This window comes from Undibacterium sp. RTI2.2, assembly GCF_035018705.1.
Lineage (GTDB): Bacteria > Pseudomonadota > Gammaproteobacteria > Burkholderiales > Burkholderiaceae_D > Undibacterium.
Genome location: NZ_JASJXN010000027.1, coordinates 1 through 14,834 on the forward strand (window position 1 = coordinate 1; position 14,834 = coordinate 14,834).

The window sequence follows — 14,834 nt, forward strand, 5'->3', positions numbered from 1 at the left end:
GCCGCTCCTTTCTCATCTATTTTGCGCTTCTCGCAATAAAATTACTCTCCGGTGTTTCGTTTTGCAAGAACCTCAGTCAGCATATTAATTTGCAAGAGATAGTCAGCCACCATAATACGGCATCGGTCGTATAATGCGACTCTGTTGTGTACATCTCTGGTGGTTTCTTATGTTGGCGCCTTCTTCCCCGATCAAGTTCAGAATTTTTTCCGTTATTGCTGGCGTAGCTTTAATTACGCTGTGCGTCTTGTTTTATCAATCACTGTCAAATAAGGCGATTGTGCCGGACGTCACTTTTGTAAATCTGAAAGGTGAAAAAATTAGTGCGCAGAGTTTGCGCGGCAAAGTCGTCATGGTCAATTTTTGGGCGACTTCCTGCACTACTTGTGTCGCTGAGATGCCGCGTATGATAGAAACTTACAATAAGTATCACGTGCAAGGCTTGGAATTTGTAGCAGTTGCAATGAGCTACGATCCTCCTAACTATGTGCTCAATTACACGGAGACACGGCAGTTACCTTTTAACGTAGCTTTAGATATTGACGGCGCCTTAGCAAAAGCATTTGGTGAAGTTAAATTAACGCCAACGACCTATATCATCGACAAGCAAGGTAATATTCTTAAGCGTTATGTCGGAGAACCGTCCTTTACAGAGCTGCATGCCTTGTTAGAAAAAGCCTTGGCAGTTTAAAAAAAAATTGACGCCATTAAAAAAAAAGCTGCGACCTAAACGCAGCTTTTTTGTTTTAAGGATGCTTACGATCAGAGCTTTTTAACGACGACGCAACCGATCGAATAACCTGCACCAAACGAGCAAATCACACCGACTGCGCCACTGACCAAATCGTCCTGATACTTGTGAAAAGCGATGATGGAGCCTGCCGATGAAGTATTCGCATAGGTATCCAAAATTGTTGGCGATTCTTCCGCCGTTGCGTCGCGTCCAAGTATCATGCGGGCGATCAGCAGATTCATATTTAGATTAGCCTGGTGTAACCAGAAGCGTTGTACTTCAGGGATTTGTATCCCCGCTTCTTGTACCGTTGCTGTAATCGTTGCGGCTGCCATCGGACAAACTTCTTTAAATACTTTACGACCTTGCTGACGGAAAAGCTTATCGGGTTTGCCAATACCGGATTCGTCTGCACGGTTTAAGAAGCCGAAGTTGTTACGGATATTATTGGAGAACTGGGTTTTTAATTTAAGACCAATGATTTCAAACTGATCAGCGGACGTTGCCAGATCTGCGCGCTCTACCAAAATTGCAGTGCATGCGTCACCAAAAATAAAATGACTGTCACGATCGCGCCAGTTTAAGTGGCCGCTGGTGATTTCTGGATTAACGACCAGCACAGCACGCGCCTGGCCGCTTTGTATGGCACTGACCGCAGCCTGAATACCAAAAGTGGCAGATGAGCAGGCAACATTCATATCAAAACCGTAACCATCAATGCCCAATGCGCTTTGCACTTCTACTGCAATAGCAGGGTAGGCGCGTTGCAAATTACTGCAAGCGACAATGACCGCATCGACATCGGCGGCAGTACGACCTGCGCGTTCTAATGCTTGTGTTGCTGCAATCACGGCCATTTCGCACATGATGGAAGGAGCTTCGTCACTGCGTTCTGGTATGCGCGGCGTCATACGATTGATGTCTAGCACGCCTTCTTTTTCCATGACAAAGCGTGCTTTAATGCCGGAGGCTTTTTCGATAAAGCCGACGCTGGATTCTTCTAATGCAGTTACTTCACCGCTGGCAATTGCCGTCGCATTTTGTGCATTAAATTGATTAACATAGGCATTGAAACTAGCGATTAATTCTTCATTGCTGATAGATTGGGATGGAGTAAACAGACCAGTGCCGCTGATGACGACTTTATTCATTGGGACTTCATTCATCTCGATATCTTTCTTATAATAGTGTCGAAGCTGATGCACGACAAAGCGGCACAATTTTACACAAAATTGCTTAGTTTTAAGAAATTAGCCACGATAACTGATAAAACTAGAGCGCTTGTTCCAACCTTGGTGAGATCCGGTTCTTTAAATAGCTAACATTCTGCCAAGCGTATAATTTTGTATCATACAGCTAGTAACATCTGATTTGACTTGCAGAGAATTCATCGTTTGCCACACATAGAGGGAAAAGTATCATGTTGAGCGTCGCCCAAAAAGAGCAATTTATTCAGGATGGTTATTTGATCGTGCCGGACTTTAAATCTGCTGCCGAGATCGCTGCGCTGCGCGAACGCGCGGGTTTGATTGTGGAGCAGTTTGACACTGCTGAGAGCAAGTCCATCTTTACTACCCAAGAGCAAGAGAAATCGACAGACGACTATTTTTTAGGTTCGGCCGATAAGGTGCGCTGCTTTTTTGAGGAAGAGGCATTTGATCCGGACGGCGAACTGAAGCAGGATAAATCTTTATCGATCAACAAAATCGGCCACGCCTTGCATGATATCGATCCGGTTTTTATTGCTTTTTCACGTGATGCCAAGTTGGCGCAAGTGGCGCAGGATTTAGGTCTGGTGGAGCCGCAAATTTGGCAATCCATGTATATCTTTAAACAGCCAGGCATTGGTGGCGAAGTACGCTGGCATCAAGATGCTACTTACTTTGATACGACGCCAATCAGTGTGACTACGTTCTGGTTTGCGCTGGAGGATGCGTCTTTAGAAAACGGTTGTTTGTGGGCAGAACCGGGTGGACACAGAACTCCCTTGCGTGAACGTTTTATCCGTGAGGGCGATCACGTCAGCGTAGAGAAATTAGACGCGATGCCTTGGCCGGATGATAGTACAGCGGTGCCTTTAGAAGTCAAAGCGGGTAGCCTGGTTTGCTTCCATGGTTTGTTGCCGCATTACAGCGCACCGAACCGCTCTGCGGTATCTCGCCATGCTTATACGCTGCATGTTACCGATGGCCGCACTGTGTACTCTCCTAAGAACTGGATACAACGCGGTGCCAATTTACCAGTGAGAGGTTTTCAATAAAAAACGCCAGCTTGGAAATTCCAAACTGGCGCGATTGTTTTGAATTAGATTGTATTCTGCTGAATTGATAGATCGGTTGAAACTGGAGACTGCCAGCTTCAACCGATTTTTTTATTGCGCAATTAGGCTGACATCATCAATCAGGAACGAAGTTGCCACTGTGCTGCCTTCTACGCCTAAGAAGTAGACGCGGATAGTCTGACCTTTATACGAACTCAAATCAAAGGTTTTGTTAACGTAAGTACTGCCTTTATTTAAGTTGGAGTAAGTCGCCAGTGTTGCGAGTACCGTGCCACTGCTATTACGTATTTGCACTTGCAGAGTGTCATAGGCATTGGTGGTGGTCGTTTCGTCAGAGATGACTTTCAGCCAGAAGCTCAGCGTTGCCGTTGTGCTGGTAGCGGGAATCGTGACTTGCTGATAAATGGAATCCGTATGCGTGGCACCATAACCATCCATCCACGCTTTATAGGTTCCGCCATGTGCTGCCTGGCTACTATCAGAACTGACTACGCCGCTAGTTGCTGTCCATGAGCTTGCGCCGCTTTCAAATCCACCGTTCACAATCAACTGAGTCGATGCCGCCGCGTTATTAACGGTGAAATTGACTGCTGAGGATGTGCCAACATTATTGGCGGCATCGTAAGCTTTGGCCGTTAAGCTATGGCTTGCATTGCTGAGCGTAGTGGAGTTCAGCGTCAGTGAGTAAGGTGTGGTCGTGGCGCTGCCTTTGAGAGTGTTATCGACATAAAACTCAACTTTAGTGACCCCAACGTTATCGCTTGCCGTTGCCGACAAAGTGATGGTGCCGCTAGTACCGCTCTCGGTCGCGCTGACAGTCGGCGGAGTGGTGTCGCTAGTCGCATTGCTGACCGTAAAATTGACTGCGCTGGAAGTGCCGACATTGTTCGCCGCATCGTAGGCTTTGGCGACCAATGAATGGGAAGCATTGCTCAGTGTCGTGGAGTTTAACGTCAGGCTATATGGCGAACTGGTGGCAGTGCCTTTCAGAACGCTATCGACATAAAACTCAACTTTGCTGACGCCGACATTGTCGCTGGCGCTGGCGGATAAAGTGATATTGCCGCTGGTGCCACTTTCAGTCGCACTAACTGTTGGCGGCGTTGTATCGCTGGAGCCACCGGAGCCTGTGGACTGCGTTACCCACATCGGTGCAGACCACAAAATATTGCCGTCATCCTGAGTGATTTTTGCATAGTAAAAATGCTCGCCGACTGCTGGTGTGATGGTCGTTGTGGCAGTGCTGGACAATTGTGTGACCGTGCCGTTACGTCCAGGCACACCCTCGTAAATTGCTACCGTTGCAGCAGTACGTCCCGTGCTGCTGGCAAAGTTAGTGACCAGAGTTAACGCACCGGTATTGGTAAAGCGCTCGCCCATCAAATGGCCATTGGCAGTCAAGACCAATTGGGAATTTTTATCCATCGTCGCAAACACACGGCGCGCCTTTAATGCAGCCAGGAAGTTGGCTGTGTTTAAGGTCGTTCCGGTTGGTAGCAACACGCCAGTGCGGTTGGTGTAAGAAGCACCCCAGTTAGCACAGTGGTTATCTTGATCTGTGCTGAAGGCAACGTGATAACCAGCTTCCAACGCTTTATTACAGGCCGCTTCGTAATTGCTACGGCTAGTTTCGGTCTCGGTGGTATTGGTTGAGAACGCAGAAGTGTTCAGCACTTCGCACATTACCATCGCCTGATCGCCATCAGCGGTATAGCCCAAATCAACGCCACCGGCGTTGAACTGGCCTGTAGCTGCTGGATGATTAAATTGGCCGATCCAGCCGCGTTGACGCATCAAAGTATACAGCGCGGCATAGTCACTTTTTGCTGTGTAGGTGTCGCCAATCAACTGATTGCTGCTGTTATATTCCCATTCCAGTAATTCGTTGGAATTGAAAATATTCATATGGCCGCCATTGCTAATGACGCCCCATTCCATACCATAAATAGCCAAGAAGTTTGAATGTGCAGAATTGAAGCTGGTCGCCGCCGTTAGTCCAGATTGATATAGATTTTTTGCAGTCGCTGGTACAGCAGAAGCATTGGTGCTGTCAGACCCATCGTACATATGATTGTGTTCCGAGGTCATCAAAAAATCCAGACCACGGTTCAACGCATATTGGTAAGCATCGGTCGGACCAAGCGCAGCAGATTGCGGATTTTGTGCGCCGGTACAAGAGCTCAGAGCGCCACCACCATCGCTATGATTTGTCTGACTATGCAAGTTACCGAAATAGACGGTGTACGGCAAACTGCTTGGTGCCGTAACAGCCAAAGAACTAACTGTACCGCCAGAGCCCATTGTACTAAGCGCTTTAGCATTTGTGGTCACGGTGCCGTTAGCTTTTACCTTGGTAGGTAATGCCTTAAAATTTGGCATTGATGGCATTACTAGCGTCCCTACCTGCATAGGCCAGTTCTGGGTAACGATTTCGGTTTTGGACTTCGCTAAGACGCTCTCTACCAATTTATCTTGTGCGCTATTACCAGAAGCCAACGATGCAATACTTGTCGTATCATTAGATGTTGCAGTCAAACGTACTTGGTATAAGCCGTCAGGTAAGCTGCTGGCACCATAGCGGCGACCCGTCCACAATACTTTAGTAGTGATAGTTTTTTTCAGGAGTTTTTCTACACCGTACCAACGATCAACAACTTTACCGGCCGGGTTTAATAGTTCCAGACGCCAGGTAACGGATTGCTCTTGTTGTAGCAGCGGAAATTCAAATTCCATTGTGAAATAGCGTGATTCATTGCCAGTACGCAAACTGGCATCTGCACGAAAAGGTACATGTAAGGTAGCGTCAAATTCATGATGATCGGCGTACGAGGCAAAGGCGCTATCGCTTGCCGCCACACCTAAAGCGAAGATCAGACTGAGTTGATAAGCGAGTGATTTTAAGTTGATACGGTGATGGAAATTATTAGTAGAGTTATGCACGAGTTGTTTCTCCCTTGAGATGGCTAATCAATAAGTCCGATGTGTTCTGGACCGAATAAGTTAAGTAAATCTGAAGCAAGTTAATAAAAAAACTGCAACAAGATTGCTACGGTCAGAAGGGAAGGACAACATACTTCGCTGCAGACCTATTCTTGTTATTTTTGTGTTCTACATCTTTTACTTTTTTACATCACTAATACGACATCAATATGGCTTACTGCTTTGTCCCTATCGCTGAGCCGATAACTGACTCTAAAGCTCCTCCAACAACGTCGACGCCAAAGTTCTACGAACAAATGCCTGTTTTTAGATTACGTGCTGTCTTTCGTGAAAAAGAATTTCGCAAATCAGAAAAAGCAATCGCTTGCGCAAACGATTGCTCATTAACCGATGAGGAGGAAATCAAGTCAAGGATTTGGGGTTTTTTTTAATAAAAGTTGATGCAAACCGTTGTTAAATAAAAACAATTTTCTAAGATGCACAGATTTATTACTCGTTAATGACAGTTATTAAGTGCTTATTAGTCGCTAAATTCAGCAAAAAATCGTTTACATGATTATTTTCGAAGAATTAGCAGATTTTTTTTGAGTGATTTTTGATAGGAGATTTACAAGCAATTTAGGCTTGAAGTTAGCAAAAATTTTTCGCTGTAAATGATGCTTAGAGAAATGGCAAAAAAGATATGGTAATGATTGTCATATGGTCAGACTAAGGGATAGAGACAAGGCTGTTGAGCAAGTATATTGGTCCACGATTTATTCGGTTGTTGCATGCCTAAATTTTATGTGCTGCGCTATAAGTTCTAAGATATAAAAAAATCGTTCGTCACGCATTACAGCGCGACGAACGATTTTTTTAGTATTAAGTTTGTGAAAAATTACGGCTCAAACATACTAGCCCTTCAACAGTTTCAACTGTGCCTCAACATCTTCTTTAATTTTTTTAGGTAATTCTGGTTTAAAGCTCAATGCTTTTTCAAATGTCACAATCGCTTTGGCTTTGTCGCTTAAAGCTTGCAGACATTGACCCATGCGATAGTAAGTATAGGATTGCGCGTCAATAGCGAGGGCTTTCTCAAAAAATGTGATGGCTTCTTTGTGTTTGCCTTGCTCTTGCAGATTTCTAGCCATACCATAAAAGCCGCCTTGCTTATCCGGGAAGCGTTGTTGTGATTCTTGGAACACGCGGCTTGCATCCGTATATTTTTTCTGCTGCACATAATTGCTGCCCAGGCTTTGTAGCAGGTTGGCTTGCATACCGCTAAGTTCTTCGGAGTTGGCCGTATTAACTGACAAGATCGCCGCTTCTGCTTTGCTGAATTTTTCGTCTGCGATATCCAGCTTGGCTTGCATTAAGGTACTGGCTGCCGGGTTAATTTTGGCTGTCTCTGCGATGAGTTTTTCAGCTTTGCCTTTGCCGCCACCAGCGATACTTGGCGCTTGCATGTAGTACTCCATCAAGGAGCTGCGTGCCTCTATGTTTTGAGGGTTAAGTTCGACTGCTTTTTGGAAGGCATGACGTATTTTGCTAGCGTAACCAATCGCTGACATAATCCCGCCGCGCATGGCCTTGGTGCCTAACACTTCACCCAGACTTTCCTGACAATCCGAATTGCTTGGATTGGCGTTAATACATTGCTCAGCTAGCTTTGCTGCTTCGTCTAAACGACTTTCTTTACCCTCGATTAAAATCAATTTGGCTTTGGCAATTAATGCATCTGCATTATTCGGCTCGACGCTGAGTTTTGCGTTGGCGACACGCGCCACTTCATCATATTTTTTTGCTTTAAATAAAGCCAAATAGTCGCTGGCAAGTGCGGATTGGGATGCCAGTGCAGACAAGCTGACGGTAAGGCTTATTGCAAGGCTGGTTGCGAGGATAGCGGCAGAAGATCTTTGCATGAAAATCCTTGATGTCGAATTGTAATGGACGTGATACCCGTGCAATGCTTAAGGCTTGGGCATACGTAAAAATGAAGCCACGACAATAACGCGATCATGCTCATTCAGGTTGACGTTTTATTACTAATATTACTAATATTTTTTGAAAAACTAACGCCGCTAAATATCATGGTCTTTTAAGTGAAAACGTTTCTAACTTAGTTCCTTACTTAGTTTTCAACTTCGTTTCTAACTCACTGATAGTACGCTTTCCATATGATGCTTGTTCACCTGAAATTAAACTACCTCCAGCAAAGCCGGGGGGGTATCTCATTAAATTAGCTTGCACTAAAACAACTCTCATTTAAAATCTCATGTGGAGATCTCCAGGTGAAGCAAATTCATTAATCTAAAAAATTATCCGGTAAATAAGAAAGTTGATAAATTATGGCTAAGCCCAAAAACCTGCCACGTCGTCAAATGCTTCAAGGTATCGCTGGCAGTGCCTTTCTCACGTCGTTTGCGAGCGCGTCGCCAGTCATCAAACTAACTTATCCGTTTGAGTTACCCAAAAAAGCAGCTCCGATATCACTAGAGCAAGTCAGGTTATTGCCCTCACCTTATTATGATGCTGTAGTCGCCAATAAGGCTTACTTACTGCGCCTTAAGCCAGATCGCTTTTTACACAATTATCATCAATTTGCCGGATTGCCTGTAAAAGATAAAGCCTATGGTGGCTGGGAAGCAGACACCATTGCGGGTGAAGCTTTGGGACACTACCTTACGGCACTCTCGTTGATGTACGCGCAAACTGGCGACAGCGAGATGCGTAAGAGAGTGGACTATATTGTCAACGAACTAGAACTTGCGCAAAACGCTCAAGGCAGCGGTGATAGTGCGGGCTACATTGCCGGCTTTATGCGCAAACGAAAGTCAGGTGAGATCGTCGACGGTAAAGAAATTTTCCCTGAAATTATGGCGGGAAACATTCATTCAGCGGGATTCGATTTAAACGGATGTTGGGTGCCTTTCTATAACTGGCACAAACTTTTCGCGGGTTTGCTTGATGCTCAATCTTTATGCGGCAACACCCAGGCATTACCGGTGGCACTCAAACTCGCTGCCTACATTGATAAAGTATTTGCTGCCCTCAACGATGAACAAGTGCAACAAGTACTTAATTGCGAACATGGCGGTATTAATGAGAGTTTCGCAGAACTATATGTACGCAGCAAAGATGTGCGCTGGCTAAAACTGGCAGAGCGTCTCTACCATAATAAAACCATGGTACCGATGCGTGAAGGTCGTGACGAACTAGCAAACTTGCACGCCAACACACAAATTCCTAAGTTAATTGGTCTCGCCCGTCTTGCTGAAATTACTGGCGAGCGCGGTTATGAAAAAGCCGCTATCCAGTTTTGGGAAAGTGTGACCCAACATCATAGTTACGTCATCGGTGGGCACGGTGACCGAGAATATTTTAACGCGCCAGACACCGTGCACCAGCATATTTCTGAACAAACGTGTGAAGCGTGTGGCACCTACAATATGCTAAAGCTGACGCGCCACCTTTTTAGCTGGCGTCCGAATGCAGCCTACTTTGATTTTTACGAACGCGGTCATATCAACCATATCCTTGCGCATCAAAATCCTAAGACCGGCATGTTCACCTACATGACGCCGCTGATGTCGGGCATGCCGCGCGAGTTTTCGACAGAAGAAGACAGTTTTTGGTGTTGTGTGTTATCCGGTATGGAAAGTCATGCCAAACATGGCGACAGTATTTACTGGTCACATAAAGACTGTTTATTCGTCAATCTGTATATCCCTTCGAGCCTGAATTGGCGCGAACAGGCGGTCAACTTGACGATGACAACACATTATCCTTTCGAGGGCAATATCCAGCTGAATCTCGACAAAACGCAAGAAGCAAAACCATTTGCAATCGCCTTGCGGATACCCGGCTGGGCCAAGGATTTCTCGTTAAGAGTCAATGATGAAATCATCAAGCCTTCTCTGCAAAATGGCTATTGTTTGATATACCGGCGCTGGAAAAAGAACGATAAGATACGATTACAATTACCGATCACCATGCGTTTTGAAAACGCGCTGGGACAGCCAGCAAAAGAAGATGAAAGTATCGTCGCATTTGTGCGTGGACCACTTGTGATGGCAGCGGATCTCGGCGCAGCAGACAAAGACTACAAAGGGCAGGCACCAGCATTGGTAGGTGCGAAGTTATTAGAAAAAATCACTCCGGTGGATGGCAGCAAAGCGCAATATCAAAGCACTGGCATCATGCGCCCGGAAGATTTGCGCTTGCAGCCGTTTTATGCGATGTATGAGCGACGCGCAGCAGTCTACTTTAATCGTTTTACCGATGCCCAGTGGTTAGTCGCGGCCGATCAATATCACAAAGAACTGGCAGAATTGAAGGCGATCGCAGAACGATCAGTGGATATCATGCATCTGGGCGAGATGCAGGCAGAACGAGATCATCAACTGGAATCAGCTATCTCTTATCCGGTTTCTTATCGTGGCCGCAATGGGCGGGATGCGCGCACAGGCGGATTCTTTTCGTTCAAGATGAAAGTAAAACCAGGTAAGCTGGAATTACAAGCAACTTATTGGGGCGAAGAACGCAACCGGCGCTTCTCGATTTTGGTCGACCAACAAGAAATAGCTAAAGTTGAACTTAATGGACGCCAGCCGGGTGTATTTTTCGATCAAACCTATACTATTCCTGAAGCACTCAGTGCTGGTAAATCCCATGTGATCGTCAGGTTTCAGCCTGAGACAGGTTACACTGCTGGCCCGGCATTCTCGTGTCGGATTATGGAGATTAGCAAGCTGAGGGCTTAGAAAAATCACTCTTCGTCGCCATCATTTGAGTATCAAAAACTCTAACCTGCTTTTACATCAAGACCTTTCAACACAGCGGCACAGAGAACAGCAAGAGAACAGCAAGAGAACAGCGAAAACCAACCTTTCTCTTGCTCTGTTGTTACTCTATATCTATGTGCATCCGTGTCACTGAGCCTCTGTGGTCATGGGTTTCAGTTTTTGCGTAGATCCCAAATTATGGGACAGCGTTTAGTTTATGATCTTTGACGTTATTTTTGATCAATCGATTTTTCGTCTTCAGAATGTTGCTCCTTTGTAGTTAGCTCACCTACAGTTTCTGCTGCACTACTATGTGTTTCTTTCGGCGGTAAGAAGAAGTCTCTGGTGCCTGACAAAAACCGCTTCCACAGCATTTTATTCAGAGCCCGGCCTTGGCCAAAACTCACGCGCTTAGACCGTAAGGCAACCATCATCGCGAGTGAAAAACTCACACCTAAATTGGTCAGACCTACCAATAAAATACCTGAAAGTGAAGTGAGCACAACTTGCCAAGGCATATGGTTGTCCATCGCCACGAGTGCAAAAGCAAAGTTAGCACTGGAGAAAGTGATGTGGCGAATATCAATCGGCAATCCAAAGAACACGCCCAACTGACCGATCGTACCCAACATCACACCGAAGAAAAAATTACCTGCTAACGCACCAAGATTATTGCCGATATAGTTGGTCATCTTATGCAAGCGTGATTCGCCCAAAATCGCTCTTAACCAACGTAATTGGCGCAAGCGTTCTGGTATGCGCGAATACGCTGCTTTATTATCGTAATAGCCCGAAATCAATCCAGACAAAAACAAGCACACGCCGGCAATTGCCGCATGCGGAAGTGCCAGACTGTGGATAGGATCAATATCCTGCAGTAAGTGGTGGGCTTTATCGACCGTCACCATGTGATGACCAGAGATCGCAAACCATGCCCAGGCAATCGCAAAGGCAGTCGGGATCGCAATCCCGACGTTACCGAGAATCGCAATAAATTGCGAACGTAGTACTTGTACAATCAGCTCGACCAGTTCATCGAGTTTTTGCTTGCCTTTATCAATTGATTTGGCGATGAGTGCAGCGGTCATCGCAGGCTGTTTGGTCGCAATCGTAAAGTGCAAGACATGCACAAACATAAATCCGAATGAATAGTTCAGGCTATATAAAACGGCATAGCCAAACGGCGCCATGATCAATTTGCCAAACAGGATTTTGATCATCGCCATAAAGCCGACAATAAATCCCGCGCCCATTGCCGAGCGCATCATTTCGTACCATTCTTTGCGATTGGTCGTGACGTAATGTTCACCGCTCTTACCAGCATGCTCAGTGACTTGCAATGACAGTAACTCGGTGTTGGTTTGGATTAGGTCCCGGATACTGCCGTTTTTGTTATCGGCTAATACCAGTTCTTTTAACAGCGCGACCCCGATCATCGCCGCAGATTTGGCGCTGCGGGTATCCAGCAGTGTTAGTAAAATCCGTAAGCGCTCGATACTTTGTGTCAGGCGTAACAGCAAACGCGTCAGGCTGACGGATACGCCTTGCATCGCTGCGGTACGTCTGATTTTGATTACGACTTCTTCACACTGCGTCAGTAACACTTCGATATGCAAACTGTCTTCGCGGCTTATTTCTTTATCGATTAACCAATCACTATGACCAACAATGTAATCGTTGATGGCGTCGTTCTGGCGTAAAAACGGCGATTCAAAACGTTCTATATCTGGATAATTTCTGACCAGTTCTGCCTCTAGGCCAATCGTAGTGATACGGTAAGACAAGACTTGTACGGCGCTGAGTACTTCTTGCGTCATTGCGGCATAGATCGGACGTGGGTTGGAGACTCTAAAACCCAGACTCATGAATAACTCTAGCCAGACCTCGTCACTGACACCCGATACCCAGCGATAGTCGTTGGCATTATTAAATAGTTGACCGAACAAATCTTTAAGGTAGTCGTCATTGACCAGCGGCGGCAAAAATTTCTCTGCCAATTGATGCCAGGCGGCGCCCCAGAATCCCTTGTTTTGGGTAATGCCAGTGTCAGTAAACAGATGTACCAATTTGCGGGTCGTGATCACTTGCGCGATGTATTCACGCAGGCTGCGCGCCCAATCTGGATGTTGCTTTAACAGGTAGCACAGCGCACGGATATTGTCGGTAGCTTGCCCAATATTGTGGACGCGAGGAGGGCGTAGCGCTGCGACCAGATCACGCAAACAATCTATATCTCGATAGAGTGGATCTTGCTGTCTGATTTGAGAGATGCGAATAAGGATGCTGTCGATAGACAATGTTTTCTCCATTTCTTTCTTGCGGATGAGCTTTGTCGGATTCTATGTCATCTTGGCACGATTGCTTGTAACTAAGTGCCGATAATTATGTGCGGAAGTAAGCTCAGGGATGAGTAGAGAGCGGTCGCGAAACCAGTAAAAGTCCTAAGGATACAGTCCGAATTTTTCTGTACGCCAAGCTTGCAGCTAAGGGATGCGACGTCTGTCTATGTTCGCTGCTGCCAGTATTTTTATGCTATCTGATTTAATCTGTCCGAGCCGGTTTTTTCTAGTATTTTCAATATACTCCCCTATTTTTATTGAAAAATATGCCTATTGTCCAATGATTCTTTGGGCAAATTAAATATACTTGATCCGAGTATATGTTGGCGACCGTAGCAATTTTCAAGCGATACTTGCTAAATAATCGCATATTGGCACCTCAATTACTAGGCAAGTTCCCTCAATCTAGTCTACATTAGCGGTTGGTTCGTTGACAGAAAGTTTGTGTTGGATAATCTTTTGCTCGTAATCGCCGCCTTGTTTTTGGTGGTGTTGAATGGTTTTTTTGTGGCCGCCGAATTTGGGTTGGTCAAATTGCGTCAAACCAGAGTGCGCAGTATTGCCAAAACCGGCGGCGTGCGTGGACGCTTACTTGGTACCGTGCATCAACATCTGGATTCTTATTTATCGGCCTGCCAGCTTGGTATTACGCTGGCGTCTTTGGGTCTGGGTTGGATAGGTGAACCCGCGTTTGCCCGCTTGCTGGAGCCTCTGCTGGTTGCCGTTGGCGTCGTCTCGGTAGAATTGATTCATGGCATTTCCTTCATTTTTGCCTTCTTCGTCATCTCCTTTTTACATATTGTGATTGGTGAACTGGCGCCAAAATCGATGGCGATCCGTATGCCAGAGACCGTATCGTTGTGGACTGCACCCGCGCTGTATTTATTTTATTGGACGATGTACCCGGTTATCTGGGCGCTCAATGCCAGCGCCAATAAAGTTTTGACCTGGGTTGGCTTAGATGCCGCACATGGTGGCGATACACATTACTCGCCGGACGAACTAAAGCTGATTTTGCGCGGCAGCCATGGCAGTAAAAAACTGACGCCAGATGAGTGGAGCATCATGGCGCAGATGCTGGATTTTGGTGATCTGGAAGTCTCTGACCTGATGCGTCCATTTAGCGAAGTAGTGGCGATGTATAAGGACAAAACCTTGGCGCAGAATATGGAAACTGCGTATCGCAATCGCTTCAGCCGTTATCCGTATCTGGAGGCAGATGGCAAAACAGTCCTTGGTATGTTGCATCTGAAGGATTTATTTCTGGCGCAGCAAAGCGGTAAATCGTTAGATGAATTAACCAGCCATTTGCGCTATGTAGAATTTGTTCCGCCGACCATGCCGGCATTGGAATTATTCCGGCGCTTTCGTAAAGGTGCGCCGCATTTTGCGATCGTCGGTTACAAAGACAATAAGCCGCTGGGCTTTTTGACTTTAGATAATTTGCTAGGCGCTTTGGTTGGACAAATCCGTGACGAATTCCGCTTGAATGAAAACGATTGGGTCACGTTGGACGACGGTACTATGATGGGCAAAGGCAGTTTGCCTTTGTTTACTCTGGGCATTGCACTCGGCATCGACATCGATAGCGAAGAGGTCGAATCTATCGGCGGTTTAATCATGCATACCTTGGGCGATTTACCGATTGAAGGCCAAAAAATTGGTTTCCCACAATTTGATGCAGTAGTGAAAAAAATGAATGGCCCACGGATAGTGCTGGTAAGGATTTATCCTAAAGAGCTCGTCGAGAGCACATAAAACTGGTGAATAAATCTGGC

Annotated in this window: 8 protein-coding genes; 4 read left to right on the forward strand and 4 right to left on the reverse strand. The window is 46.0% G+C overall.

Going from position 1 to position 14,834, the window contains the following annotated elements:
- Positions 1-169 precede the first annotated feature (169 nt).
- Complete coding sequence (locus tag QN395_RS14535; protein WP_322120281.1) at positions 170-691, forward strand: TlpA disulfide reductase family protein; 522 nt, start codon at positions 170-172, stop codon at positions 689-691.
- A 71-nt stretch (positions 692-762) separates the two neighbouring features.
- Here the strand turns inward: QN395_RS14535 and QN395_RS14540 are convergent, their stop codons facing one another.
- Positions 763-1,884 (reverse strand): beta-ketoacyl-ACP synthase III, encoded by a 1,122-nt coding sequence (locus QN395_RS14540; protein ID WP_323492290.1) that lies wholly within the window; start codon positions 1,882-1,884, stop codon positions 763-765.
- Positions 1,885-2,153: 269 nt separating this feature from the next.
- On the opposite strand from QN395_RS14540, the gene QN395_RS14545 reads away from it, so the two are divergent.
- The gene (locus tag QN395_RS14545; protein ID WP_322120280.1) at positions 2,154-2,993 is read left to right on the forward strand and encodes a phytanoyl-CoA dioxygenase family protein; all 840 of its coding nucleotides are present in this window, start codon (positions 2,154-2,156) and stop codon (positions 2,991-2,993) included.
- 111 nt (positions 2,994-3,104) lie between these two features.
- Here QN395_RS14545 and QN395_RS14550 read toward each other — a convergent pair whose 3' ends face one another.
- Positions 3,105-5,747: an Ig-like domain-containing protein gene (locus QN395_RS14550; RefSeq protein ID WP_322121644.1), complete on the reverse strand. Its 2,643-nt coding sequence runs from the start codon at positions 5,745-5,747 to the stop codon at positions 3,105-3,107.
- 1,100 nt (positions 5,748-6,847) lie between these two features.
- Positions 6,848-7,855 (reverse strand): tetratricopeptide repeat protein, encoded by a 1,008-nt coding sequence (locus QN395_RS14555; RefSeq protein WP_323492287.1) that lies wholly within the window; start codon positions 7,853-7,855, stop codon positions 6,848-6,850.
- A 426-nt stretch (positions 7,856-8,281) separates the two neighbouring features.
- Here QN395_RS14555 and QN395_RS14560 point away from each other — a divergent pair, with 426 nt between their 5' ends.
- Complete coding sequence (locus QN395_RS14560) at positions 8,282-10,696, forward strand: beta-L-arabinofuranosidase domain-containing protein (protein WP_323492286.1); 2,415 nt, start codon at positions 8,282-8,284, stop codon at positions 10,694-10,696.
- 251 nt (positions 10,697-10,947) lie between these two features.
- Here the strand turns inward: QN395_RS14560 and QN395_RS14565 are convergent, their stop codons facing one another.
- The gene (locus QN395_RS14565; RefSeq protein WP_323492285.1) at positions 10,948-13,026 is read right to left on the reverse strand and encodes a site-specific recombinase; all 2,079 of its coding nucleotides are present in this window, start codon (positions 13,024-13,026) and stop codon (positions 10,948-10,950) included.
- 477 nt (positions 13,027-13,503) lie between these two features.
- On the opposite strand from QN395_RS14565, the gene QN395_RS14570 reads away from it, so the two are divergent.
- Complete coding sequence (locus QN395_RS14570) at positions 13,504-14,814, forward strand: hemolysin family protein (protein ID WP_322121643.1); 1,311 nt, start codon at positions 13,504-13,506, stop codon at positions 14,812-14,814.
- The last annotated feature ends 20 nt before the right edge of the window (positions 14,815-14,834 follow it).

Coding starts and splice junctions, on each gene's coding strand:
- QN395_RS14535 (WP_322120281.1), top strand. CDS start 170: ATGTTGGCGCCTTCTTCCCCGATCAAGTTCAGAATTTTTTCCGTTATT.
- QN395_RS14540 (WP_323492290.1), bottom strand. CDS start 1,884: ATGAATAAAGTCGTCATCAGCGGCACTGGTCTGTTTACTCCATCCCAA.
- QN395_RS14545 (WP_322120280.1), top strand. CDS start 2,154: ATGTTGAGCGTCGCCCAAAAAGAGCAATTTATTCAGGATGGTTATTTG.
- QN395_RS14550 (WP_322121644.1), bottom strand. CDS start 5,747: ATGGAATTTGAATTTCCGCTGCTACAACAAGAGCAATCCGTTACCTGG.
- QN395_RS14555 (WP_323492287.1), bottom strand. CDS start 7,855: ATGCAAAGATCTTCTGCCGCTATCCTCGCAACCAGCCTTGCAATAAGC.
- QN395_RS14560 (WP_323492286.1), top strand. CDS start 8,282: ATGGCTAAGCCCAAAAACCTGCCACGTCGTCAAATGCTTCAAGGTATC.
- QN395_RS14565 (WP_323492285.1), bottom strand. CDS start 13,026: ATGGAGAAAACATTGTCTATCGACAGCATCCTTATTCGCATCTCTCAA.